Source organism: Terriglobia bacterium, assembly GCA_020072845.1.
Taxonomy (GTDB): Bacteria; Acidobacteriota; Terriglobia; order Terriglobales; family Acidobacteriaceae; genus JAIQGF01.
Window position 1 is genome coordinate 105,535 of record JAIQGF010000003.1, and the last position, 25,264, is coordinate 130,798.

Here is a 25,264-nt window from a genome sequence, read left to right on the forward strand (position 1 = left end):
TGAAGGCTTAGTGCTTCTTCGTTTTCTTTGCAGCCTTCTTGCCACCCTTTTTCGTTGCCATGGTTCTATTCTCCCTTCCATTGTTCATGGTTCGCAACGATGTTCCGTTGCAATTGCTTGAATGTATAGAGTCATTCAAAATCGAAGTCAAGCAAAAAATCCACGGAACCAGAGAACACACGCGCGCCGGTGAAGAAATTTCGCGCGCCCTCGCAAAAAAATCGCGAGCCCACTCACTTCAGTAACCGGAAGGCGATGCCGCTGACAGAATCCTGCAGCGTGTGCTGGATCATCCCCGGCCGCAGGCTCTTGCGCCATGCCGCCAGCATGCCGAAAAGCGCGCCGTAGACGGCGATCAGGATGATGCGGCGCCCGCCCTGGTAGGCGTGCGCGATGCCGAAGATCACCGCCTGAAGAACGATGGCCGCCGCGGTGCTGCGCGTCGCCGCGAGGAATTGTTTCTGCAGGTATCCACGGAACATGATCTCCTCGCAGAACCCGGCGGTAGCACTGAGCAGGATCCATATTCCCAATTCCAGTCCGCTGCGCGGCAGCAGCGGGCCGAGTTGTTTTCTTGCTTCCGCCACTTGCGAGGGCGACGCCAGCCCGAGTGCGAACGACAATCCCGCCAGCCCGGCCGCGGCGACTACCCAGAATCCACACGCGACCGCCACATCGAGCAGGAAGTTTTTCGGCGACTTCCATCTGCCGCCGACAATTTCCCGCAGCCTGACACCCCTCTTGCGTGCACCCCACAGGATGAATCCCACCAGCAGGTACTCCCATGCCAGCGTGAGCAGATAGACGGTGACGCGCCCGCGATGCGCGATCATCTCCCCTTGCGTTCGGGCGGTGACGGCCGCAAACACCATGACCACCGCGACGAACAGCGCCGTGTGCCAGGCGGGCGCCACCAGCGCCGGCGGTGTCGCTGCGGGCGGCTCGGTCGGTGAAGTTTCCGGTGCGACAGGCGGGTTGGTGGACAATCGATCCTCCCGGAATTGTTGTGGGCCGGTTCCTGCCGCATCTTATAATGAAGGGTTTGGAATTCACTATAGGAGCACTTTTTATGCCTAGCGCAGACGATGTGGTGATCATCGCCGGAGTTCGCACTCCGATCGGAAAATTCCAGGGTTCGCTCGCCGATTTGTCAGCTCCCAAACTGGGCGCGATCGTGGTACGCGAAGTGGTCAAGCGCGCCAATCTCGATCCTGCCTCCGTGGACGAATGCATCATGGGCAACGTCGTCTCTGCCGGGCTGGGACAGAACCCGGCGCGCCAGGCGGCGATTTATGGCGGACTGGCGCCCTCGGTCAGCGCCATGACCATCAACAAGGTTTGCGGATCGGGACTGAAGTCGGTCGCGCTCGGGGCGCAGGCCATCCAGACCGGCAACAGCGACATCGTGGTGGCCGGCGGCATGGAGTCCATGACCAACGCGCCCTACCTGCTGCCCAACGCGCGCAAGGGCTTCCGCCTCGGCAATGTCACCATGCTCGACTCCATGATCTGCGACGGCCTGTGGGACATCTACAACGACTACCACATGGGCAATACCGGCGAGAACGTGGCCGAGAAATATCACATCTCACGCGAGGAGCAGGACGAGTTCGCGGTCAACTCGCATCGCAGGGCGGTGGCGGCGATCAAGGAGTGCCGCTTCCAATCGCAGACCGTCCCCGTCGAAGTGCCCGGTAAGAAGAAAGGCGAGACCGTGCTTTTCGAAAAGGACGAAGGCCCGCGCGAGGACACCACCGCCGAAGCGCTGCGCGCGCTCAAGCCCGCCTTCAAGAAGGATGGCACCGTGACCGCCGGCAACGCGCCCAGCGTCAACGACGGCGCGGCAGCCGTGGTGGTCACCAGCGCGAAAACGGCGGAGCGGCTCGGGGCCAAGCCGATGGCGCGCATCGTGGCGCAGGCCACCAGCGGCCTCGACCCCAAGTGGGTGATGATGGCGCCGGTGGATGCCGTCCGCCTGCTTTGGAAAAAGACCGGCTGGAACAAGGACGAAGTTGGCCTGTACGAGATCAACGAAGCGTTCTCCGTGGCTGCCATCGCAGTCACCCGCGAACTCGGCCTGAACCTGGACAAGGTGAACGTGAACGGCGGCGCGGTCGCGCTGGGGCATCCCATCGGGGCCAGCGGCGCGCGCATCCTGGTCACCCTGCTGTACGAGATGATCCGCCGCGACGTGAAGAAGGGAATCGCCGCGCTCTGTTTGGGCGGCGGCAACGCCGTCGGTGTGGCGATCGAGCGATAAGATCAACGCAAGGCGCCCACATTTTTGGTAGAGAAGGGAAGGGTGTGCCACGCGTGTTGACATCTGTTACGTGACGCGTTACGGTACGGGATGGTCCGGTCGATCCGCCACAAGGGGCTCAAACGCCTTTACGAGGAAGGCGACCCGCGCGGCGTCGTTGCCGAGCACGCCGCAAAGCTGCGAGACATTCTTGCGCGGCTCGATGCTGCCGGTACGGTTGCGGACATGGATTTGCCGGGGTTCCGGCTTCATCCACTCAAGGGCGCGTTAAAAGGCTTTTGGGCGGTGACTGTGCGCGCGAACTGGCGGGTGATCTTCCGCTTTGCCGACGGCGATGCACTGGACGTTGATTATGCCGATTACCACTGACGGAGGTTATCCATGCCGATGAAGAATCCGCCACATCCCGGAGGCGTTGTATTTCGCCAGTGCATCGAGCCTTTGGGCTTGACCATCACGGACGCCGCCGCCGCCCTGGGAGTGACCCGGACAACCCTGTCAGAACTGGTGAACGGGAAGCGCGGGATTTCTCCCGAAATGGCCGTGAGACTGTCGCAGGTCTTCGGCGGCAGCGCCGAAAGCTGGCTCACCCAGCAGGCGCATTACGAGCTTACGCATGTCCGCGCCGACCGAATCAAGCTGAAGCGGCTCGAAACCGTTTAAAGAACAAAGTCGACCCAGCGGCCGCGATGGAGTCTCGCGGGGATCAGGCCTCGACCAATCAGCGTGGATTGATTGCCCGGTGAAGGCTTCAGCGCCCGGCGCGTCCCGCGGTCGCAAGCGTCTTCGCATTCGAGGTCTTCACCGCCGGCAGAGTGACCGTGAACACCGAGCCTCCGCCCGGTGCGGCCTGCGCTTCGATCGTGCCGTCGTATTTCTTCAGGATCGCCATGGCCACGCTGAGTCCGAGTCCGGTGCCGCGGCCCGGCCGTTTGGTGGTGAAGAACGGATCGAAGATTTTCGGCAGCAATTCGGGGCTGATGCCGGGACCGTCGTCCTGGAAGCTGACCCACACGCGGTCGCCGTTTCTTCCCAGCCGCACGCGCACGGTGCCGCGCGGCCGGATTTCACGGACCGCCTGCTCCGCGTTGATGATCAAGTTCAAAAACACCTGCATGATTTGATGGGGGTCGCCGACCACGTCCGGCAGACCCGGGTCGCCGATGAAGTCCACCGCGATGTTATTGACCCGCAGCGAATGCTCGTGCAGTTGCAGCGAGCGCTGCACCATGTCGCTGAGATTGAGCGGCGCCTTGCCCGGCGCGGGCGGGCGCGCGAAGAACAGCAGGTTCTGCACCACCTCCGCCGCGCGCTTGGCCTGCTGCTTCAGCAGTTCGAACTTGCGGCTGGAGGCCGAGTCGGGCGTCGTTCCCTCCAGCAATTCGATCGCGCCCAGGATGGCGGTGAGCGGGTTGTTCAGTTCGTGCGCGAATCCGTCAATCATCTGCCCCATCGCCGCCAGGCGCTCGGTCTGGATCAACTGCTGCTCCATCTGCTTCACCGTGGTCACATCGCGCACCGACGCCACCACTCCGGTCAGCTTTCCCTGCGCGTCGAACAGCGGGCTGGCGGTCGCGCGCAGCGCTCGCCAGGTGCCATCGCGATGTTGCGCTCCGTACTCGGCCGTCTGGAAGACTTCCTTGCCGGTGATCAGTTCGCGGAACAGCGCTTGCAACTCCATCGCCGCCACCGGCGCCTGGTCGCTGATCATGTTGCGCCCAATGAACATCTCCGGTTCGTAGCCCAGGATTTCGCGCACCCGCGGGCTGACGAACGTGTACTGTCCGTCCTTGTCGAGCGCCAGGATCAGGTCAGGGAAGCTCTCCACCAGCCGCCTTCCGAATTCCTCCTGCTGCTGCAGCCGGTCTTCCACCTTGCGCCGCTCCGTGATATCGAAGAGCGCGCCCTGCAGCCGCACTAGCTCCCCGCTGTCGTCGCAGATGGCGCGCGCCGTGTCGAGGCAGATGACGACGCTGCCGTCCTTGCGCCGCAGCCGCACTTCCTGGCAGCGGATGGCCGCGCTCTGTTGCAGGGTTCTCACCTGTTCGCGGCGTTCCGCCGAATCCACGAACAACTGCGGCACCGGGATTTGCAGCAACTCTTCCTTGCTCTCGTACCCCAGCATGCGCACCAGCGCGATGTTGCAGTCCATCAGCCCGCCGGCAGGCGTGGTGAAATACACGCCTTCCTGCAAGGTCTCGAACAACTCGGTAAACCGCGTCTCGCGTTCCCGCGCCGCGGTAATGTCCTTGGCTAGCACCCCGATTCCGACCACCTCGCCGGCGGCGACAATGGGATGCAGCACGGTGTCGAAGTAGCGCACGCCGGCTTCATGCTTGAAGCGCACGCGCAGCACGCCCGACCACTGCCGCTGCTGCAGGAACCGCGCCACCTGATTTTCCGCCTGCTCGCGCGTCGGCTCGGCGAGGAACTCTTCCAGGTTATGCCCGGCGATGTCCGCAAACGCCTTGCCCATCAGATCGGTGAACGCGCGGTTGGTGGTGCGGATGGTCCCTTGCAGCGACAATCCCAGCACCATCTCTTCCATGCTGTCGATCAGTTCGCGGTAATTGCGCTGCGAGTTGCTGACCGCCTCCAGCAGCTTGTTGAGTTGTTGCTCGCTGGGCGGCGTTTTTTCGCGCTCCTGCATGCCCCTGAGCACGCCCTGGAGTTCGGCGATTTCCTTGCGCTTCAGCGTGACGTAGACGGCGAACAACACCGCCACCACCACCGTGCCCAGCGGGATGGCTTCCAAGTGGCGTGGGATGCCGGCCAGGCTCTGCCAGGAAGTTGCTCCCACACCTGCCGCGAGGATGGTCAGGAAGATCAGCGCCGTACGCCACAGCCGGCTCTCTTCTTGCTGGAGCCGCTGCAGCTTTTTCGACTGCTCTTTCACCGGGTCCTGCTTGAGGTCTACCGTGCTCGTCATGGGGTCATATGTGATCGTATGTTGCGGGATTGCCACCCGCAATAGGGGGGAACTGATATGTGACCCCTCGCGCGCAGTCTCGGGAACGTCGCCCAAATCCGTTTTTGGGCTAAATTTCCTCTCGCGGAGACGTCCCGACGCGGGAAATCACCGCTTTTGCCGGTTCCCCTTTGCTATACTCCGCCCTTGATTTTGCGGGACTTGGGCGCGCTCAGCGCCTAATGGAATGCTTTACAAGACCCTCAGCGCCGCGGTCTACGGCATTGACGCCAGCATCATCGAGGTCGAGGTTGACGTTTCCGGCATCCGCTGTGAGAAAGACAATTTCATGACCGTCGGCCTGCCCGACGCGGCGGTGCGCGAGAGCCGCGAGCGCATCCGCTCCGCGCTGCGCAACTGCGGATACGACATCCCGCCCACCCACATCACGGTCAACCTCGCCCCCGCCGACATAAAGAAGGAGGGCTCGGGCTACGATCTCCCCATGGCGCTCGGCATCCTGGGCGCCTATGGCGGAATCTCGCGCAAGGAAGTGCCGGACTATGTTTTTGTCGGCGAACTTTCGCTCGATGGCGGGGTGCGCGGCATCCGCGGCGCGCTGCCCATTGCCGTCGCCGCCCGCGCCGGCAAGATCCCCAACCTGATCGTCCCGGTCATCAACGCCAAGGAAGCCGCCGTGGTCAGCGGCGTGAATGTCTACCCGGTCACCTCGCTGGTGGAGGTGGTCCACATGCTGAACGGGGGTAACAGTATCGCCCCCATCCACGTGGACGCCGACGCACTGTTGAGCGAAGCCCAGCAGTTCACCGTGGACTTCAAGGACGTCCGCGGCCAGTACACCGCCAAGCGCGCCCTCGAGGTCGCCTGCGCCGGCGGGCACAACATTTTGATGATTGGCCCGCCCGGATCCGGCAAGACCATGCTCGCCAAGCGCATGCCGACCATCCTGCCGCCGCTGACCTTTGACGAAGCGCTGGAGACCACGAAAATTCATAGCGTCGCCGGCGTGCTCGACGCCAAGGCGGGCCTGGTCGGCACCCGCCCCTTTCGCGCGCCCCACCACACCATCTCGGACGCCGGCCTGATCGGCGGCGGGGTGGTGCCGCGCCCCGGCGAGGTCTCCCTCGCCCATCACGGTGTCCTGTTTCTGGACGAGCTGCCGGAGTTCCCGCGCAACGTGCTGGAGGTCATGCGCCAGCCGCTGGAAGACGGCACCGTCTGCATCGCGCGCGCTTCCATGTCGCTCACCTTTCCGGCGCGCTTCATGCTGGCCGCCGCCATGAACCCCTGCCCCTGCGGATACTTCAACGACCGCAGCCGCGAGTGCCACTGCACGCAGCCCATGATCCAGCGCTATGTCGCCAAGATCAGCGGCCCGCTGCTCGACCGCATCGATATCCACATCGACGTTCCGGCGGTGAACTACAAGGAACTGCGCAGCGCGGCCAGCCCGGAAACCTCGGCGCACATCCGCGAGCGCGTGGTGCGCGCCCGCGAGGTCCAACTCCGCCGCTTTGCCGCCGCCCGCCCGCGCATCTTCTGTAACGCGCAGATGCAAACCGGCCAGATCCGCACCCACTGCGAGCTCTCGCCCGACTGCGAGCGCCTGCTGGAGCGCGCCATCAACCAGCAGGGACTCAGCGCCCGCGCCCATGACCGCATCCTCAAGGTCGCCCGCACCATCGCCGATCTGGAGGGCGCCGCCCAGCTCGACTCCAAACACATTGCCGAGGCCATCCAGTACCGCACGCTTGACCGCAACTACTGGGCTTGAGTTCTCCGCCCTGAGCCGATCTTGTGCGGCTCGGTACTGAGTACTGGGTACTCGGTACTTTTCGGGCATAATGGTGACGACGTCACAAGCCCCTGAGACCGGCGTCACAGTCCTCTGGTAGCCTGTCCCGGTACCCTGTCCGGGTTGTAATTGATGGCAGGAGGCAGCACGGAATGAAAACTGTATTCGTCGTTGGCGCGGGCCCGGCAGGAATGTTTGCGGCCCAGAAGATCGCCCTAGCCGGCCACCAGGTGGTCATCTTTAACCGTGACATCAAGCACGGCGGCCTGGCCGAGTACGGCATCTATCTGGTCAAGGACAAGATGAAGAGCGGCCTGCGCAAGCAGTTCGCCAAGGTGCTCTCCCTCCCCAACGTCCACTACTTCGGCCACGTGCCGGTCGGAACCAAGCAGGCGATCACGGTGGACGACCTGCGCGCCTTCCATCCCGACGCGATCATCTTCTCCGTCGGCGCCCAGGGCACCAAGAAACTCGGTCTTCCCGGCGAGGACGCCAAGGGCGTCTATTCCGCCAAGGACTTCGTGTACTTCTACAACTCGCTGCCGCCGTTCTCCAGCCGGGATTTCTCCACCGGCAAGAAGATCGCCATCGTCGGCATGGGCAACGTCATGGTGGACATCGCGCGCTGGGTCTTGCTGGACGATCCCAACCGCACGACCGAGGAACTCACCATCGTCGCCCGCCGCGGTCCCTTCGAGGCCAAGTTCGACGAAAAGGAAATCAAGTACGTCGAGCAGAACCTCCATCGCGATCAGCTGCAGGCGGAAATGCAGCGCTGCGCCGAGCGCGTCGCCGCCGTCGGCCAGGACATCACCAAGGTCGACGAAATCTTCACCATGCTCAAGAAGACCGACCTGCCCCAGGTCAACCCGGTGATGAAATTCCGCTTCCTGTGCTCGCCCAAGGAAATCGTCAAGGGTCCCGACGGCCGCATCTGCAAGCTGATCGTCACCGAGAACAATTTGGTCAAGAAGGGCGAGGGCACCGCCGCCAAAGCCACCGACCAGACCACCGAGCTCGACATTGACACCATGATCTTCGCCATCGGCGACGTGCACGATCCCGACTTCGGCCTGCCCATGGGTCCGGAGGGCTACAGCACCAAGCCGGTGCAGGGCGACGAGCGCTCGCTCTACCAGGTCGCCGATCCGCAGACCGGCGTCGAGATGGAAGGCCACTTCGTTGTCGGCTGGGCGCGCCGCGCCAGCGACGGCCTGGTCGGCATCGCGCGTCATGACGCCGAGGTCGGCGCCACCTACGTTCTGAATTACCTCCAGGGCAAGCCGGAGAAGGGAACCACGCCGGTGGAGACGATTGAGAACACCCTCCGCGCCCGCAGCGTCCTTGCGGTCAACAAAGCCGAGTTGGCCCTGCTCGTCAAGGCCGAGGAGAAGGAAGCGACGGCCCGCAATCTCACCTACTTCAAGTACTCCGACGACACCAGCATGCTGCGGGCGATCACGCGCGAAAAAAACTCGACGAGCGCCCCCGCCATGGCCGGCGCCGGCGACTAACGGGAAGGGCACGGCTTCAGCCGTGCCGCCCAGCCGCCATCAGCTGTGCGGCTTTAGCCGCCGAGGTTAGGTTTGAAACCTACCCGCCGCATCTCGCCGCCGGGCACTTACTTCGTCACGACATCGACTCAATCCGGTCGAGCTATCCTGCAACGCGACATCATCGCCGAACTATTCGTCAACACCCTTTACGAATACCGTTCTCAACATCGATTTCAACTTCACGCGTTCGTCGTAATGCCGGAACATGTGCACTTGATCATCACCCCCGCCGAAAGCCTCGAGCGCGCCATGCAATTCATCAAGGGCGGTTTCTCGTTCAGACTAGCGCGGCAACTAGGTTCGCAATCGGAAGTATGGGCGCGTGGATTCACGGATCACCGTATTCGCGATGAGAATGATTTCGTTATTCATCGCAATTACATTCACCTCAATCCTGTTCGCCGACACCTGGTTGAGCGCCCGGAGCAATATCGCTTCTCTTCCGCACACGGTTCTTACGATCTCGATAGCTTTCCCTCGGCGGCTAAAGCCGCAGAACAGGTCAGCCCTGATCGGCACGGCTAAAGCCGTGCCCTTCCCATTTCTGCTTCCTATACTCTGATCGGAACGGCGTCAGCCGTGCCCTTCCCATATCCCTTCCTACACTCTGATCGGAACGGCTAACCTAGGCCCTTTTTCATATCCGCCGCGCGCATAAATATACATATCGTGCCACGATATTGCCCGATTCGGGACGCCGCCCACCCCGCGTGTGACAGGCGTCACTTGCCACCCGCCCGCCGCGGGTCACACTACAAGGTTAAGGGGGAGGAAGCCATGAAGCGCGTTGTCATCCTCGGTGCAGCCGGCCGCGATTTTCACGATTTCAACACCCTGTTCCGCAACAATCCCGAGTACCAGGTGGTGGCTTTTACCGCCACCCAGATCCCCGACATCGCCGGACGCCGCTACCCGGCCGAACTTGCCGGGCCGCTCTATCCGGACGGCATTCCCATCGTGGAGGAAAAGGAACTCGAGTCCCTGGTCGCCGATCGCGCCATCGACATCGTGGTTTTTTCCTACAGCGACATCGCGCACAGCGCGCTCATGCACGTGGCATCGCGCGCGCTCGCTGCCGGCGCCGACTTCTGGCTGCCCGGCGGACGCCATACCGAGCTGAAGGCCAACGTTCCGGTCATCTCCGTCTGCGCCGTGCGCACCGGATGCGGCAAGAGTCCGGTGGCGCGCCGCGTTCTCGCCGAATTGCGCAACCTCGGCTGGAACCCCGTCGTCGTACGCCATCCCATGCCCTACGGCGACCTTGCCCGCCAGGCGGTGCAGCGCTTCGCCACCCTCGACGACCTGCAGCGCAACGAATGTACGATCGAAGAGTGTGAGGAATACGAGCCGCACCTGGTTCACGGCACCGTGGTGTATGCCGGCGTCGACTACGAGGCCATTCTCCGCCGCGCCGAGAAGGAAGCCGACCTGGTGCTTTGGGACGGCGGCAACAACGACACGCCCTTCTTCCACTCCGACCTCGAGATCGTGGTCGCTGACCCGCTTCGCGCCGGTCACGAAATGAGCTACTTTCCGGGCGAGGTCAATCTCCGCCGCGCCCAGGTCGTCGTCATCAACAAGGTCAACACCGCGCCGGCGCCGGCGGTGGAAATCGTCCGGAAGAACATTAGCCTCGCCAATCCCAACGCCACCGTCATTGAGGCCGCCTGCCGCGTCTCGGTGGACAATCCCGACGCCATCAAGGGCAAGTACGTGCTCGTCGTCGAGGACGGCCCCACCCTCACCCACGGCGAGATGCCCTATGGCGCGGGCGTCGTCGCCTCAGGCCAGTACTGGGCGGCGCAGCGCGTGGATCCGCGCCCGCACGCCGTCGGATCCATTCGCCAGACATTCGAAAAATATCCGCACCTGCACGACCTGCTGCCCGCCATGGGTTACAGCGAAGCGCAGCGGCACGAACTGGAGGAGACCATCAACCGTACGCCGTGCGACGTGGTGGTGCTGGCGACGCCCGTGGACCTGCGACGCATCCTGCACCTGAACAAGCCCTGCGTGCGCGTGGGATACGAGGTCGAAGAGCTTACCAAGCCGAACCTGGCGGATGTCCTTTCCGACTTCACCACCCAGCACCAGGAGCAGTGCGCCGCCACGGCGGCGCATTGATCGGATTGGGTGATTGAGTGATTTAGCGATTGAGTGATTTAGGGATTGAGGCGTTTACCGACGAGGCACTCAATCACTAAATCACAAATCACTAAATCACCAAATTGCCGGAAGGCAGGACAACATGACTCCTATTGCTAAGGATTTCCTCTCCATCCGCGATTTCACGCCCTTCCAAATTCGCGAACTCCTCGACCTTGCCGCCGACATCAAGGCCAGCCCGAAAACCTATGCGGAAAGTTTGAAGGGCAAGGCCCTGGCCATGATCTTCGAGAAGCCCTCACTGCGAACGCGAGTGACGTTTGATGTCGGCATCCATCAGCTCGGCGGTTTTTCCGTCTATCTATCGCCAGCGGAGATCAGCCTCGGCAAGCGCGAGTCGGTGCACGACATCGCCAGGAATCTCGAACGCATGGTGCAGGGCATCATGATCCGCACCTTTGCGCACGAGATCGTCGAGCGCATGGCCGAATACGCCGCCATTCCCGTCATCAACGGCCTCACCGACTTCAGCCATCCCTGCCAGGCCATGGCCGACTACCTCACCATCCGCGAAGTCAAAGGCCGCATCTCCGGCCTGAAGATCGCCTATGTCGGTGATGGCAACAATGTCGCGCATTCTTTGATGTTCGCCGGTGCGCAACTCGGCGCGCGCGTCTGGATCGCAACCCCTGCCGATTATGAACCCAGCGCCCAGGCGGAGACATGGGCGCGCGAGCGCGGCGCGCAGACCGGCGCCACCCTCACCCTGACCAACGATCCCGTCGAAGCCGCTTTTGATGCGGACGTTATCTACACCGACGTCTGGGCCAGCATGGGCCAGGAAGCCGAGGCCGAAAAACGTGACCGTATCTTCCGTCCGTTCCAGGTCAATTCCGAGCTGTTTGCCAACGCCAAGCGCGACGCCATCTTCCTCCACTGCCTGCCCGCGCATCGTGGCTGCGAGGTGACCGACGAGGTCATGGACTCGCCCAATTCCGTCGTCTTCCAGCAAGCCGAAAACCGGCTCCACGTCCAAAAGGCAATCATGCTGGAACTGATGAAGGGTGAAGTCGTCCTTCGCCCGCACAGAGTGGTTGCCGAACATCCGGTACACGCATAGGGAGCTGAAATGCCGACCCTGACAGAACAGAATCTCGCGCACGAACTGATTGACCTTGAGAATCAATACGGAGCTAGCAATTACCGTCCTCTCGATGTTGTCATTCACAAAGCCGAAGGCGTCTGGGTGTACGACGTCGAAGGGAAACGCTATCTCGACTGCCTGGCGTCGTATTCAGCGGTAAACCAGGGCCACTGCCATCCCCGCATCCTGGAAACCCTGATCGAGCAGGCCCACAAAGTCACGCTCACTTCGCGCGCCTTCCGCAACGATCAGCTTCCGCTGCTGTATCGCGACCTGCACGCGCTCACCGGCTTTGACATGGCGCTACCCATGAACACCGGCGCGGAAGCCGTCGAGACCGCCATCAAAGCCGCGCGCAAGTGGGGCTACACCGTCAAGGGCATCCCCGATGGCCAGGCCGAAATCATCGTCTGCGCCAACAATTTTCACGGCCGCACCACCACCATCGTGGGCTTCTCCAGCGACGAGCAGTACCGCCGCGGATTCGGCCCGTTTACGCCCGGGTTCAAGATCATTCCATTCGGCGATGCGCACGCCTTGCAAGCGGCCATCACGCCCCACACCTGCGCGTTCCTGGTCGAGCCCATCCAGGGCGAGGCCGGCATCATCATTCCGCCGGACGGCTTCCTGCGCGACGCGGCGCGGCTCTGCCGCCTCAATCGCGTTCTCCTGATGTGCGACGAAATCCAGTCCGGTCTCGGCCGCACCGGCAAGCTCTTCGCGTTCATGCACGACGGCATTACGCCCGACGTGCTCATCATCGGCAAGGCGCTCGCCGGCGGCTTCTATCCCGTTTCAGCCGTGCTTGCCGCGCGCGAAGTTCTCGGTGTCTTCCAGCCCGGCGACCACGGCAGTACCTTCGGCGGAAACCCGCTCGCTTGTGCCGTCGCCCGCACCGCGCTCCGTGTCCTGGTGGAGGAGAAACTGGTGGAGCGCTCCGCCGAACTGGGCGCCTACTTTCTGGAGCGCCTGAAAACTCTCCGCAGCCCCGACATCCGGGAAGTCCGCGGACGGGGCCTGTGGATCGGGATCGAGCTGCTGAGTCCCGCGCGGCCCTACTGCGAGGCCCTGAAAGAGCAGGGAGTTCTCTGCAAGGAGACGCACGAGAAGGTCATCCGCCTGGCGCCGCCGCTGGTCATCACCCGCGACGAAATCGACTGGGCCTTCGCCCGCATCAAAAAGGTGATCGAGCACTGATTCCGAGGCCACGGCGGCGCGGTAGCCGCCCACTCGAAGCGGGTGGCCTTGTCCCAGCTACCAGCGGCTCGGAGCCATTGGCTGGCGACTTCCGGCAGCCCGCGAAATATTTGTTTGCCACCAGGGTTAGCGGCGGCTAATCTGACTTATCCAGGCAACCGGACCCTCGATTTGGCAGCAACTTTGGAGGCCGGTGCGGCATCTATATGCAAGCAGCAGATCCGCACTGTTTCCCACGTCCCTAAAATTTACGAGGATGGCAGTCGGACCGGAACTCATGGTTCCGCCGCGGGTCTCAGTACAAGAGGAGATTTGGAATGAAGCGCTCGGATCTGGTATTCGAAGCTTTACACACCTTCCGGAACCGGTATATGCTTTGTCAGCTTGCCTCCAAGGCCACCCGCAGATTTCACCGGCCCAATACCCGCATCCAGGAAACCATGAACGAGGTATTGAACCGCATCGGGGTCGCCGACCGGGAGCAAGTCCTGGCGGAACCGGAAAAGGTTGCAGAAGCGCAGCGTCGGGCTGCATAATAGTAGTTCCTAGAGCGCGCCTTCGTACCGCGCAGCACGTCTTCTGACCCCCCTTGAAAATCTCGCCGTAGGTGAACATGACCATCGCTGAACTAAAAGAAAAAAACATTACCGAGCTGACCCGCATTGCTCGGACGCTCGATCTGCCCGGGGCCAGCGGCCTCCGCAAGCAGGACCTCATCTTCAAAATCCTGCAGGCCCAGAGCGAAAAAGAGGGGCACATCTTCGCCGAGGGTGTCTTGGAAATCCTGCCCGACGGCTACGGCTTCCTGCGCTCGCCGGACTACAACTATCTGCCCGGCCCCGACGATATCTACGTCTCGCCCTCGCAGATCCGCAAATTCGACCTCAAGACCGGCGACACCATCTCCGGCCAGGTCCGTCCTCCGCATGAGGGCGAAAAATATTTCGCGCTGGTCAAGATCGAGGCCGTCAACTTCGAGTCGCCCGAGGAAGCGCGCAACAAGATCCTGTTCGACAACCTGACGCCGCTCTACCCGCAGGAGCGCCTCAAGCTGGAGACCATCAAGGACAATGTCTCGGCGCGCGTTATGGACCTGTTGACGCCGCTCGGCAAAGGCCAGCGCGGCCTGATCGTGTCGCCGCCGCGCACCGGCAAGACCATGCTGTTGCAGAACGTCGCCAACAGCATCACCACCAATCATCCCGAAGTCGTGCTCATCGTCCTGCTGATTGACGAGCGCCCGGAAGAAGTCACCGACATGCAGCGCTCGGTGAAGGGCGAGGTCATCAGTTCGACCTTCGATGAGCCCGCCGCCCGCCACGTGCAGGTGGCGGAAATGGTGATCGAGAAGGCCAAGCGCCTGGTCGAGCACAAGCGCGACGTCGTCATCCTGCTCGACTCCATCACGCGCCTGGCGCGGGCTTACAACACCATCGTTCCGCCCTCCGGCAAGGTGCTCTCCGGCGGCGTAGACTCCAACGCCCTGCAGCGGCCGAAGCGCTTCTTCGGCGCCGCCCGCAACATCGAGGAAGGCGGCTCGCTGACCATCATCGCCACCGCGCTGGTGGACACCGGCTCGCGCATGGACGACGTGATCTTTGAAGAGTTCAAAGGCACCGGCAACTGCGAAATCATTCTCGACCGCAAGCTGGTGGACAAGCGCGTCTTCCCCGCCATCGATATCCAGCGCTCCGGAACGCGCAAGGAAGAGTTGCTCATTCCGAAGGACGACCTGGCGCGCATCTGGGTGCTGCGCAAGGTGCTCAACCCGCTGTCGCCGGTGGAAGCCATGGAGCTATTGATCGACAAGCTGAGCAAGACCCAGACCAACGGCATGTTCCTGTCGAACATGAGTTCGCTGTAGACGCGGCTCTCGGCTGTCGGCGCTCGGCTAAAGGCTCGGGCACCGGCTCGGGCCATTCGTTCAAAAACCCCGCAGCTGAGAAACGCGGACCAGCCCCGCCATGCTTCTTCCCCAAGCCAGCGGGCGGGAACAAGTCTGCTCAGCCAATTATTATGGTAGAATCTCTACCATGATTACTACCATGGATCGGGCCGGACGGCTGGTCATCCCCAGCGAGATTCGCCGGGAAGCCGCACTCGAGCCGGGTACGCCTCTTGATGTCCGCTGGCATGACGGCAGAATCGAGATCGAGCAGCGGCCGCTGCCGATAAAGCTTGAGCGAAAGGGACGGTTGCTCGTTGCCCAAGCTGCAGTGAAGGTGCCACCGCTCCGGACGGAAACGGTGGAACGCACCCGGCATCAGCTCCGGGCCAGAAACCGTCCGCGGAAATGAGGCCCGTATTCGCTCTCGACACGAGCTGCATGATTGCGGCTGTATGCGGCTGGCACGAACATAATACGGCGGCCGTCGGGGAAATCGAGCGTCGGCTCGGGCGAGGCGAGCGGCTGGCGGTCTCGGCGCCGGCACTGATGGAGACCTATGCGGTGCTGACACGACTTCCCGCCCCCTACCGTTTATCCGCTGCCGAAGCATGGGCGTTAGTCGAGGCGAACTTCGTCGAGGGCCGTACCATCTTCGCTCTGGACAGCGCGGCTTATGTCGCCCACCTTCGCCAACTGGCGATGCAAGGTGTGGGTGGCGGCCGTACTTACGACGCGGTGATTGCCGCGTGCGCTCGCCAATCGAAAGCCACCACGTTGCTGACATTTAATCGGCGACATTTCGACCCGCCCCCGGAGGGGGTCACCGTCGTCGAACCGGCGTGACACACTATCGAGGTTGCTCCACCCTTGTCGCTCCCGGGTTGGGAGCGAGAGTGTGGGGGACCAGCAACGCCGAAACGACTGCCAGGAAAATTCGCGTTCCGCGATAATTCTCCGCCATGGCTTCACGTCCATCGCGCGAGATAGTAACGCTTCAGGTTCCGCCGATGGACTTCGCGCTGCTTCCAGTCTAATTTTTCAGCAACAGCTAATTTCAGATCATGAAGGCAGCATCATGACTACGGGCGTCGAACGCCGCAGGGCCCCGCGGCATTCAGTCTTCCTGCCGGTACACATGCCAACCAGCGGAACGGAAGAAATGTTCGGTGTTACCCGGGACGTCAGCTCCGGCGGCTTGTTCTTTTACACCGAATTAGAGTACTTGGAAGCGGGCAGCCGCATCGACTTCGTCTTCCAGTTTCCGACGCAAGTAGGCGGTCACTCCGCGACCACGCGCTGCCGCGGCACCGTGATGCGCACCGAAGCCGCGAAAAATGCGCGCGGCATCGCCGTCCGCATCGACCGCATTTCCTTCGTGGACAGTTAGCTCGCCAGGTCATGGTCGTTGGTAATTTGTGCGTCCGGCCAGGCACGCTCACACTAGCAGTATTCAAGGTCCAAGAGGTTTGCATGCAGCAGGTTACACTCCCGACCGAACCCAATACGAGGTTAACCGTTCAGACCCGATCGCTGGCACATCGCAGGCCCGAACATCAGGCTGGAAACGTCGCCGAGATGCGCCCGAAGCAGGCGCCGGCGACCGATATTGAGGTCGCGGAGGGCTTCAACCTGGCAGCGAAATTCCTGTTGGCGACAACCCGCGCCAGCGGCGTGGCCGTCGCCATCCTCGATGAAACCGGGCTTCACTGCCGGGCCAGCGCCGGGGAAGCGCCGCAGCCCGGTACCGCGATCCGCCTGGAGAACACCATTTCCGGAGAATGCATCCGCAGCGGAGCATCCTTCCACTGCGAAGACACACTGACCAAGTGCCCCAACGCGCTGCCGGCCAGATCCATCCTGCTATTACCGATCGTGTGGGGACGCAACACGCGCGGTCTGGTGGCGCTGTTCTCGCGACAGCCGCAGGCGTTCGGGCCGGCCAGCGTCGCGATTGCGCGCTCGGCCGCGGCGATGGTGGCGATCGCACTCAGTGCCTGGTCGCCCCAGCTTGACTGCCCCATCGACGGCCAGGTGCTGGAAGCCGATCTCGTTGAGCCCGCACCGCCGGCGCCCGCGCTGGCTGCTGCGCCGGCCGCTGCGCCGTCCAAGATTGCTGCGCCCGCGGTCCCAGGCGAAACTGATTCACCGCTTGCGCCCGAGTGGCACGGCCGGCTGAGTCCTAGCAAAGTGCTGTGCGGCCTGCCGTGCGCGAAATGCGGCTCGTATTTCGCCGCCACCGAGCCGCGCTGCCCGGTGTGCAAGGCGGCGCAGTAGAAGCGGTAGACGCTTACCCATTCCCTGTTAACACAGCCTCGCACGAGGCTGCCCGCCAAGACTTAGAAGCCTGCGTGCTACACCCCGGGCGTATGGGTGGCGGCGATTTCGTAGTGCTGCGACTTGGGGTCGCAGCGCGAGAGGTGTTTCTTCCGCTCCTCGGGGATGACAGCAGTTTCGTAGTCGGGGCCGGCGACGGCGCGAATGGCGTCAATGGAATCCCACAGCATGATGGTGACGAACTCGATTTCGGCGCCGGCGTTTCTGCGCAGCAAGTAACTTCCTCTATAACCTCTTACTTTGCCGATGCCCGGCAGAAGTTCCGGTTTCAACATGGACTCATAGGCCTCGGCGTGCTCAGGCCTGGTGTAACCGTGCCAGATCCTTGCGATCATGATGGTAGCTCCGCGGTAGAAAAAGGCCGGCAGGATGCTGCTGCCGGCCTGAGAGGAAAGGGACAAGGAGATTCCTGAGATCAGCTCAGTGTTTCATCTAGTCCTTCTTCTTGCTGTCGCCGGTGTTCATGGACAGGGACATGACGTGCGCTTCGCCCTTGTCGGGATAGAAATGGGCGTTCAGCTTGACATGGTGTCCCTCGTGTCCCTTCACGGCTTCGGGGTTCACGAGTTTCCAGCTCTTCTTGTCCTTGTCGCTGGTGAAGGTCTTGCCATCCTTGCCGATGGTGCCTACGACGTCCTTGGCCGCCGGGCCCGCGCTGGTCTTGGCCGAGCTGTCCTTTTTGCCGGTGCTTTCCTGCTTGTCCGAACCGTACTGGGCGAGGGCAGACAGGGAAATCAGGACTACAAGCGCGAGCAGAGCCACCGATAGTTTCTTCATTGCCATCCTCCTGTGTCGTTTGTCCCTTTGGTGGGCGCGAGCCATTGTAGGTGTCGGGCGTGGGGAATGACAAGGGAAAGGGACGTGTGGAGACCAGGGGAACTTGATAATTGAAGTTTGAGATTGCGGAGGAAAATACAAAGATCCTGCGTGGGCGAGCACCGCGCCCACGCAGGATGACACTACGTTCAGGAGCTATTGCTGCGGCGCATTGGCGGCTGCGACCTTGGTTTTGTCGTCCGCGCCTATGCGCGTTACGTACGGGAACACGGGCGTGACTTCAAAGGACATCTTCTCGCGGGGCGAGATCAGCGGTACGCGGCTGGTCTTGGTCATTTCGATCTTGTCCGACCAGGCGTCCATGTGGATGCGCGCGCCCAGCGGCAGGGCGGCAATCTGGTCCGCGTTGCGCTGCTCCAGTTTCGGCGCGCCGGTCATGAGCGCCGACATGCGCAGGCCGCCCTTCTCCGCCAAGCTGTTGCCGAGATGGGCGCGCAGCAGGTTGGGCAGCTCCTTCTCACGAGCCTGGAGAGCTTGCAGGAAGAGGCCGGCATTGCCGAGTTTGTCCTTGTAAGGAGAGTTCTGCAGCAAGGCGATCGCTTTCTGATCGGCCTCGGCTTGGGCGTGCTCGTCGCGGGTCATGCGGAGGCGGCGGAACGCCTGCTCGTCGGGGAAGATCATGCGGTCGTTGAAGGCGTACTGGCTGTCGAGATCCTGGCCGAGGGTAATGTGCGCCAGTTCGTGGGCGATGACGGCGGCCAGCGTGGCTTCGTCGGGCAGGACGTCAATCAGGCCGCGGCTGAGCACAATGGTGTGGCCGATGGTGAAGGACTCCAGCGGGGCGGTGAGCAGCACGCGGGCGTGCACTTCCGGCTGAAGGCTGAGGTTGTTGGTGACTTCCAGGTTGTTGATGACGGTCTCCAGGACCTTGTCCACGTCGCCGGCGGGCGCCAGCAGTCCGGCCACTTCGAGGCGCTCAACAACATTGGTTTCGGCCAGGCGTTCCCAGGCGCGCTGCGCCTGTACGGGCGAGGCATCGTGCGCGGCCTCGCTCTGATCCTGCACCTTGGGCGAGTCCACCGTGATGGCGGAGTACTCGTCGTGGTGGCCGATGTGCGCCTGGTCATAGCCCCAGAGACGCGTCTGCGACTTGAAGCGCACGGTGCTGAACAGGTGATTGGGCACGGCAGATTCCTCGCTGTAGACGTAGGCGGGGAGCCACAGGCCCGGACGCATGTTCAGGCGCCAGCTGTCGAAGTGCAGATAGCTGGCGAAGCGCGGCGCGGGAGCGTAGGTGCCGTTGAAGCGGATGATGTTGTAATCCTGGTCTTCCACCCAGATACGGCCGAGGAAGCGCCCGTTGCCGGTGTTCTTCTTGGGCGAGACGTCAATGACGAGGCAGCGCACTTCGCCGAGGAACTCGCGGCGGACGAACTTGAAGTCATAGTGGGCGCGGTCGAAACTGCTGTCGTCCATCACGATCATCTGCATGAAGCCGAGCGGCAGGTACTTCATCGAATAGAAGGCCGTCAGCTTGTCCGCGAAAGCGCGCATGAACCCCGGCTGCGGCATAAAGGAGCGGCTGTGGCGGGCGCCGTTGCTCATATCCATGCGGCCGAGGAAGTAAGTGTCTTTCTCGGGAACGAAGCCGAGGTCGTTATCGCGCCGCATGTTCTGGATGTAGGTTTCGACCACGGGCGAGTACTTGCGCAATTCCTGCAAGGTCGCCTTCTCGCGCTCGGTGGCGCGGTCCACGACCTGCTCGAAGGAATTCTGCGCCACGCTGTCGGGCGCCTGGAGCGCGGTGGTCTTGGGTTCGTCGTTGCCGGCCATCAGCGGCAGGCTGAGGCACAGGACCAAAGCTGGGAACAGTAACTTGGCAATCCGCATGGTGCTCCTCCCCGGCTTCCGTCGCGTGGGGATGGCGCGGAAGTGACCGGGTTCAATAGGTTCAAGCCATCTGAAAAACAATGTGCAACGTTGCGGTGGAGTCAATGGGCGCTCCCCCGCGGGTTGCAGGTTTATAGCGAATCTGTTCGGCGGCGCGGATGGCGGACTCGTCAAGACCATGACCTAGTCCGCGCACAATGCGCAGCACGTGCAACTTGCCGGAGGCGCTGAACTCCACCTCGAGCAAAACTTCTCCTTCCACGCGGGCGGCGCGAGCGTCGGGCGTATAGCTGGGCGTGGGTTTGGAGATAATCTGTACCGGGAGCGCGTCGGCCTTGGGCGCCAGGTCGCGAGGCGCGACCTGCTTGACCGGTTCGCTGTTGGTGAAGCCGGCCTGCTTGATGGTGCCGCCGCGCCTTCCGCCGCCGGTGCCGGTGGCGACGCCATTGCCGAAGCCGGCGCTGGTCACCACGGCGCGGATGCCACGGCTGCCGCCAGTGCCGTTGCCATAACCGGATCCCTGCGGCAGATCAAATGAACCGAGAGCGGCGATATTCACCCGCCCGCTGGTGTTATTGCCGGCGGGAACGCCGTTGGGATCGCCGAAGCCGCCGGTCTGGACCTTGCGTGCGTCCAGAACCGCGGTGGGCGTGGCGGAGCTTCCGGTGGAAAACTGACCCGTCTTCACCTGCGGCGAAGGCTTGGGAGAAGGCCGCTCGGTGGCGACCGTCGGGAAATTGGCGGACTTCACGACCTGCGGCTTCACTTCCGGGAGATCAGGCTTGGGAGCCGGAACGTCGAATTTCGGCGGTTCCAGCTTCGCGACTTCAGGTCTCTCGACCGGTTTCAGTCTGACCGCCGCGAGCAGTTTCGGCGGAATGCGCTGCGGCGCGTGGTTCACCGGCGGCGGCGGCGCAAGCGAAATGTAAACGTACTGATGCTGGGGAAGAATGGCGGCAGGGCGGATCAGGCCGAGGCTGACCAGTACAGCCAGGCCGGCCGCCTGGACCAAGAAACCGGCGGTGAAAGCCTTCCGCCGCTTCGGCGCCGGCGGGATACCAGCGAACATGGGAACGACTCTCGGTTTCACACTGCTCATGGTTGATGGGCGTGGCGGCTTTTCGTTTTGAGGGAGAATAGCTGCCACCCCTGTGCAAGCCGCACATTACCAACTGCGCTGGGGCACGACAATGGCCACAGCCGTAACGAAAGTGCTTGTACCAGCCGGCGGCCGGCTACGTCGTTGGTTGAGGTTGTTCATTACTGAGTCATAGGTGTTTCGTCTCTCCGGTCCCGGCAGGGGAGGCTGAATTCCATGAATTTCGCCGGAAAGCGAGTTTCCAGGTTAACTACTTATTAAACAGAGAGCAGGGGGTGAGCAGGGGTATGAAAGTGGCATCGGGGAACGACGAATCCAGGAGTCGTAGGCCGATCGTGCGGATCATTTTGGACGCGCGAAGGCTGCGAACTGCTTAAGGACAACCCAGGCGAGGGAATTATCCCCACGGGTGATTGCTCATGCAGGCCGCGACTGTAGGGGAGCGGTGAACTGTTCGAGCGTGATGGAGGGCGAAAGTTGCTGGACGCGGGCGAAAACCTGGTCGCGGTCGGCATCGGACTTGGCGGTGGCATAGCGCCGGCGCAGGACGGAAATTTTTTCCTTGCGCGTGCGACGGCGGCGGATTTCGGGGCGGCGGCTGGGAGCGGACATGGAAACCTCGCGGGAGTTGCGATTACGTGCCGGAGTTCTCTATACACGGAGGAGGGGCGTAAAGCAAGCGGCCGATCCAATGGGCTCAACTCAAGCCGTGCGGTGCGGCCGGAACGGCAGACTCTTGACTGATTTTCAAGACCGGCGGGTGGTTCAGCGCGAGGGCAAATTCCGCATCAGAGAGCGGTGCAGCTCCATGACGGTGTCATGGATCTCTGCGAGGAGAGTGGGGTCGGGTTTGCCGCGGGACCGCTTCTGGAGGCGGACGACGGTATCGCGGAGAATCTGGAGGAATTCATCGCAGGCCGCGGTTTGATCGAGGTGGCGGCCGAGATCGGTGCAAATCTGCTTCTGCAGGCTGATGTCAATGTATCCGGATAAAGGCGCCAACACTTTAAGGCAGGCGGCGGCAGCTTCGTTGGAAGTTGCAGGCTTCGCGGAAGAGACTCGCGGTTTGCCGGGTTGTTTGCTTCGCGGCATGGTCGCACCGCGTACCGTAGCAATAGACTATTAAACAATTCTTACACAGCAAAGTGTCTTTGGTAATCCCGGGACACGTGGGTGGCGTTAATCACCCAAGATCTTGACGATGACACGCTTGGAGCGCCGGCCGTCGAATTCGGCGTAAAAGACCCGCTGCCAGGTGCCGAGGTCGAGGCGTCCGGCGGTGATCGGCAGAATCACCTGGTGGTGGACGAGAATTGCCTTGAGATGGGAGTCACCATTGTCCTCACCGGTTTCGTGATGGCGATAGTCGGGGCGGAAGGGGGCGAGCGTCTCCAGCCACTGGTCAATGTCGTTGATGAGGCCGGGCTCGTTGTCGTTGACGTAGACGCCGGCGGTGATATGCATGGCGGAGACCAGCGCCAGGCCTTCCCGCACGCCGCTTTTGTTGACGGCGGCTTCGACCTGCGGCGTGATGTGGACGTACTCGCGATGCTTCCTGGTGTTGAAGGTGAGGTACTCGGTGTGGGATTTCATGGCAGCTCCTGGGGAATATTAGACCGCAAAGGGCGCAAAAGGGGCGCAGCTAAACCATTTCCGATTGTCAATTGACGATTGGAAGAGGGTTGAGGTCCCTATGAGAGGCGCAGACGCGCCCGAGAGAGTAGGGGTCCCCTCGGCTTCGCTCGGGGCAGGCTCTCGCTCAGGATGACAGGCGTTAAGAATTATCGCAGGGACTGTTCGACTTCGTCGATCCAGTCGGGACGCTTGAGGACTTCGCGGGGCTTGGGTCCGTCGGCGGCGCCGACGATGCCGTCGCGCTCCATGAGGTCAATGAGATGAGCGGCGCGGCCGTAACCGACACGCAGACGGCGCTGCAGTAGGGAAGTGGACGCCTTCCCGAACTCCAGGACAAGTCGCACGGCATCTTCGAAGAGCTCATCGTTTTCCTCCTCGCCATTTTCTAAACTACCTGCGCTGCCGGCTTCCGCCCTGCCGTTTTCGTCCTTGGGCGCCTCGAGGAATTTTTCCTGATACTGGGCCAGGGCTTGCGACTTCCAGAACTCGACGACGGCGGCAATTTCTCTTTCCGTGACCAACGGGGCGTGCAAGCGATGGACGCGCGCCGAACCGGAGGGGAGATAAAGCATGTCGCCGCGTCCGAGCAGGGCCTCGGCGCCGTTGGCGTCGAGGATGGTGCGCGAATCCACTTTGGTGGCGACGCGGAACGAAATGCGGGCGGGGAAGTTGGCCTTGATCAAGCCGGTGATCACGTCCACCGAAGGGCGCTGCGTCGCCAACACCAGGTGAATGCCGACGGCGCGCGCCATCTGGGCGAGGCGAGTGACGGATTCCTCGACGTTGTTGCCGTCGAGCATCATCAGGTCGGCGAGTTCGTCGATGATGATGATGATGCAGGGCAGGGGGCCTTCGCGTTCCTCCTCGCCGAACAGGCTGAGCGTGTTGTCGCCTTCGTACAGTTTGTTGAACTGGTCAATGTTGCGTACGCCTTTTTCGGCGAGCAGCTTGAGGCGGCGCTCCATCTCGCGCACGGCATTGCGCAGGGCGTTGGCGGCGAGCTTGGGCTCGGTGATGATCGGGGTGTAGAGGTGCGGCACGCCTTCGTAGACGCCGAGTTCGAGGCGCTTGGGGTCCACCAGAATGAGGCGAACCTGCTCCGGCGTGGCTTTGTACAGCATGGACATGATCATGGCGTTGATGGCCACGCTCTTGCCGGAGCCGGTGGAGCCGGCGATGAGCAGGTGCGGCATGGAGGCGAGGTCGGCGACCACGATGCGGCCGTTGATGTCCTTGCCGAGGGAAATCGTCAGTTTGGATTTGTTGCCAAGAAACTCCTGCGATTCGACACACTCGCGCAGCCAGATGGTCTCGCGCTCGCGGTTGGGGACTTGAATGCCGACGGTGGACTTGCCGGCCATGCGCTCGATGAGGATGCTTTCGGCGCGCAGGGCGAGACAGAGGTCGTCACAAAGGCTGGTGATGCGGCTGTACTTGATGCCGGCCTCGGGCTTGAGCTCGAAGGTGGTGACCACGGGGCCGGGGTTGATCTGGGTCACCGAGCCGTGCACTTCGAACTCGGAACACTTGGCGGTGAGCACGGTGGCCAGCGTCTTGAGCTCATCTTCGTGGATCGTTGCCTGCTCGTCGGGACGATGCAGCAAGGCGCTGGACGGGAGCTTGAAGCCGCCGGCGATGCGCGGCAGGGTGGTCTTCGCCTTCTGATTGCTGTCGGCGCGCGTGGTGACTTCGGGGACGAGCGCGAGCCCGTCGGGGGTGAAGGTCACGGGCGGCACGGCACCGGAAAGCGGAGACGGCGCGGTGGCTGCGAGTTCTTTCTCGATGCCGGTCTTGACCGGCTCGGCAGGCGCGGGCCGGGCCTGCATCAGTTGCGTGCTGACCACCGTCCTCTGCTGGGCGCGGCGCTTCTCCAGTTGCTTTTGAGCTTGCGCCTTGGCGCGCGCCGCCCGCCAATCCTGGAAGCGATCACGCAGGGCGAAGGCGAAAGCGAAGCGCGTCTCCAGCCACAGGCGGAGCGCCCCGAAGGAGAAGGCGGTCGACAGATAGAGGGCGACAGCGATGGCGCTGGCGCAAACCAGATAGGCGCCGATCAGGTTGAAGAAGTGAATGAGAACATCGGCAGCGACGCGTCCGAGCAGGCCCTCGATGGGGATGGCGTGCAACCAGCGCCAGTGCCAGGGGAGCAGTCCCAGGAAGGCGGCGGCAAAAATGAGCAGCGAGCCTGCGCCGAGGACGCGCGCTGCCGGCGACTCGACCTTGCGCGAGCGAAACCAGCGCCCGCCCAGCAGGCCGAGAAACACCGGCATCAGGAAAGCAGCGATCCCGGCGAATTGCAGCAAGAGGTCGCTGCCGTAGGCTCCGACAATGCCGATCCAATTGCGCGACGGACGCGAAGGCAGCGGCGCGGAGGCGGTGTTGAACGACGGGTCGAGCGGAGAATAGGACGCGATGGCGAGGAAAAGGAGGAGCGCGGAGACAAGCAGGAGGAAGCCGACAAGCTCGTTCAGCCGGCGATTGCTCGTCGGGGTGAAGACCTGAGAGAAAACCTTCATGTGGCGTATCGCGAGGTGCGACAGCCAGAGCAGGGCAATTATGGCAGGTTTTTCGGGGATTTGGGATGAAATTTCGGGTGGGTAACCGATCAGGCACAAGGCGGAAGGCCGGTTTAGCCACAGAGGACACAGAGGAAAACG

The 25,264-nt window shown here is 62.5% G+C and carries 25 protein-coding genes; 15 read left to right on the top strand and 10 right to left on the bottom strand.

Annotated elements, in window-relative coordinates; genetic code table 11:
* Positions 1-233: 233 nt before the first annotated feature.
* Positions 234-518, bottom strand: a complete 285-nt coding sequence (locus LAN70_02835; protein MBZ5510084.1) for a CPBP family intramembrane metalloprotease — start codon at positions 516-518, stop codon at positions 234-236.
* A gap of 551 nt (positions 519-1,069) precedes the next feature.
* Here LAN70_02835 and LAN70_02840 point away from each other — a divergent pair.
* The 3 genes from LAN70_02840 to LAN70_02850 all read left to right on the top strand — a co-directional run bounded on the left by LAN70_02840 (position 1,070) and on the right by LAN70_02850 (position 2,923).
* Positions 1,070-2,260, top strand: coding sequence for an acetyl-CoA C-acetyltransferase (locus LAN70_02840; protein MBZ5510085.1), 1,191 nt, complete (start codon positions 1,070-1,072; stop codon positions 2,258-2,260).
* Between the two features lie 90 nt (positions 2,261-2,350).
* A complete protein-coding gene (locus LAN70_02845; GenBank protein MBZ5510086.1) occupies positions 2,351-2,629 on the top strand; it encodes a type II toxin-antitoxin system RelE/ParE family toxin in 279 nt (92 codons plus the stop codon).
* 12 nt (positions 2,630-2,641) lie between these two features.
* Positions 2,642-2,923: a HigA family addiction module antidote protein gene (locus LAN70_02850; GenBank protein ID MBZ5510087.1), complete on the top strand. Its 282-nt coding sequence runs from the start codon at positions 2,642-2,644 to the stop codon at positions 2,921-2,923.
* An 88-nt stretch (positions 2,924-3,011) separates the two neighbouring features.
* On the opposite strand, the gene LAN70_02855 is transcribed toward LAN70_02850, so the two are convergent.
* A complete protein-coding gene (locus tag LAN70_02855) occupies positions 3,012-5,189 on the bottom strand; it encodes a PAS domain S-box protein (GenBank protein ID MBZ5510088.1) in 2,178 nt (725 codons plus the stop codon).
* A 226-nt stretch (positions 5,190-5,415) separates the two neighbouring features.
* Between LAN70_02855 and LAN70_02860 the strand changes: the two genes are divergently transcribed.
* From LAN70_02860 to LAN70_02915, 12 genes are all read left to right on the top strand, one after another.
* Positions 5,416-6,963, top strand: a complete 1,548-nt coding sequence (locus tag LAN70_02860) for a YifB family Mg chelatase-like AAA ATPase (protein ID MBZ5510089.1) — start codon at positions 5,416-5,418, stop codon at positions 6,961-6,963.
* Positions 6,964-7,136: 173 nt separating this feature from the next.
* A complete protein-coding gene (locus LAN70_02865; GenBank protein ID MBZ5510090.1) occupies positions 7,137-8,498 on the top strand; it encodes an FAD-dependent oxidoreductase in 1,362 nt (453 codons plus the stop codon).
* 72 nt (positions 8,499-8,570) lie between these two features.
* Positions 8,571-9,065 carry a transposase gene (locus tag LAN70_02870; protein MBZ5510091.1) on the top strand — a complete coding sequence of 165 codons (495 nt, stop codon included), beginning with the start codon at positions 8,571-8,573 and terminating at the stop codon, positions 9,063-9,065.
* Between the two features lie 252 nt (positions 9,066-9,317).
* On the top strand, positions 9,318-10,664 hold the full coding sequence (locus tag LAN70_02875; protein MBZ5510092.1) for a cyclic 2,3-diphosphoglycerate synthase: 1,347 nt from the start codon (positions 9,318-9,320) through the stop codon (positions 10,662-10,664).
* 124 nt (positions 10,665-10,788) lie between these two features.
* Positions 10,789-11,766: an ornithine carbamoyltransferase gene (argF, locus tag LAN70_02880; GenBank protein MBZ5510093.1), complete on the top strand. Its 978-nt coding sequence runs from the start codon at positions 10,789-10,791 to the stop codon at positions 11,764-11,766.
* Positions 11,767-11,775: 9 nt separating this feature from the next.
* Positions 11,776-12,987 carry an ornithine--oxo-acid transaminase gene (gene rocD / locus LAN70_02885; protein MBZ5510094.1) on the top strand — a complete coding sequence of 404 codons (1,212 nt, stop codon included), beginning with the start codon at positions 11,776-11,778 and terminating at the stop codon, positions 12,985-12,987.
* Positions 12,988-13,304: 317 nt separating this feature from the next.
* On the top strand, positions 13,305-13,523 hold the full coding sequence (locus tag LAN70_02890) for a DNA-directed RNA polymerase subunit omega (GenBank protein ID MBZ5510095.1): 219 nt from the start codon (positions 13,305-13,307) through the stop codon (positions 13,521-13,523).
* Between the two features lie 77 nt (positions 13,524-13,600).
* Positions 13,601-14,851, top strand: a complete 1,251-nt coding sequence (gene rho, locus LAN70_02895; protein ID MBZ5510096.1) for a transcription termination factor Rho — start codon at positions 13,601-13,603, stop codon at positions 14,849-14,851.
* A gap of 169 nt (positions 14,852-15,020) precedes the next feature.
* Complete coding sequence (locus tag LAN70_02900; protein MBZ5510097.1) at positions 15,021-15,284, top strand: AbrB/MazE/SpoVT family DNA-binding domain-containing protein; 264 nt, start codon at positions 15,021-15,023, stop codon at positions 15,282-15,284.
* A 29-nt stretch (positions 15,285-15,313) separates the two neighbouring features.
* Entirely contained in the window at positions 15,314-15,718 is a 405-nt protein-coding gene (locus LAN70_02905; protein ID MBZ5510098.1) for a PIN domain-containing protein, read from the top strand.
* Positions 15,719-15,950: 232 nt separating this feature from the next.
* The gene (locus LAN70_02910; protein MBZ5510099.1) at positions 15,951-16,262 is read left to right on the top strand and encodes a PilZ domain-containing protein; all 312 of its coding nucleotides are present in this window, start codon (positions 15,951-15,953) and stop codon (positions 16,260-16,262) included.
* Between the two features lie 188 nt (positions 16,263-16,450).
* Entirely contained in the window at positions 16,451-17,149 is a 699-nt protein-coding gene (locus tag LAN70_02915; GenBank protein MBZ5510100.1) for a GAF domain-containing protein, read from the top strand.
* Positions 17,150-17,226: 77 nt separating this feature from the next.
* Here the strand turns inward: LAN70_02915 and LAN70_02920 are convergent, their stop codons facing one another.
* The 8 genes from LAN70_02920 to LAN70_02955 all read right to left on the bottom strand — a co-directional run bounded on the left by LAN70_02920 (position 17,227) and on the right by LAN70_02955 (position 25,123).
* Positions 17,227-17,544 carry an antibiotic biosynthesis monooxygenase gene (locus tag LAN70_02920; GenBank protein MBZ5510101.1) on the bottom strand — a complete coding sequence of 106 codons (318 nt, stop codon included), beginning with the start codon at positions 17,542-17,544 and terminating at the stop codon, positions 17,227-17,229.
* Between the two features lie 97 nt (positions 17,545-17,641).
* The gene (locus tag LAN70_02925) at positions 17,642-17,986 is read right to left on the bottom strand and encodes a hypothetical protein (protein MBZ5510102.1); all 345 of its coding nucleotides are present in this window, start codon (positions 17,984-17,986) and stop codon (positions 17,642-17,644) included.
* Positions 17,987-18,181: 195 nt separating this feature from the next.
* Complete coding sequence (locus LAN70_02930) at positions 18,182-19,876, bottom strand: M48 family metalloprotease (GenBank protein MBZ5510103.1); 1,695 nt, start codon at positions 19,874-19,876, stop codon at positions 18,182-18,184.
* A gap of 61 nt (positions 19,877-19,937) precedes the next feature.
* A complete protein-coding gene (locus LAN70_02935) occupies positions 19,938-20,945 on the bottom strand; it encodes an energy transducer TonB (GenBank protein MBZ5510104.1) in 1,008 nt (335 codons plus the stop codon).
* Positions 20,946-21,392: 447 nt separating this feature from the next.
* Positions 21,393-21,587: a hypothetical protein gene (locus tag LAN70_02940; protein MBZ5510105.1), complete on the bottom strand. Its 195-nt coding sequence runs from the start codon at positions 21,585-21,587 to the stop codon at positions 21,393-21,395.
* Positions 21,588-21,740: 153 nt separating this feature from the next.
* The gene (locus LAN70_02945) at positions 21,741-22,067 is read right to left on the bottom strand and encodes a hypothetical protein (GenBank protein MBZ5510106.1); all 327 of its coding nucleotides are present in this window, start codon (positions 22,065-22,067) and stop codon (positions 21,741-21,743) included.
* A gap of 87 nt (positions 22,068-22,154) precedes the next feature.
* Entirely contained in the window at positions 22,155-22,568 is a 414-nt protein-coding gene (locus LAN70_02950; protein MBZ5510107.1) for a secondary thiamine-phosphate synthase enzyme YjbQ, read from the bottom strand.
* Positions 22,569-22,756: 188 nt separating this feature from the next.
* Entirely contained in the window at positions 22,757-25,123 is a 2,367-nt protein-coding gene (locus LAN70_02955) for a DNA translocase FtsK 4TM domain-containing protein (GenBank protein ID MBZ5510108.1), read from the bottom strand.
* Positions 25,124-25,264: the final 141 nt, after the last annotated feature.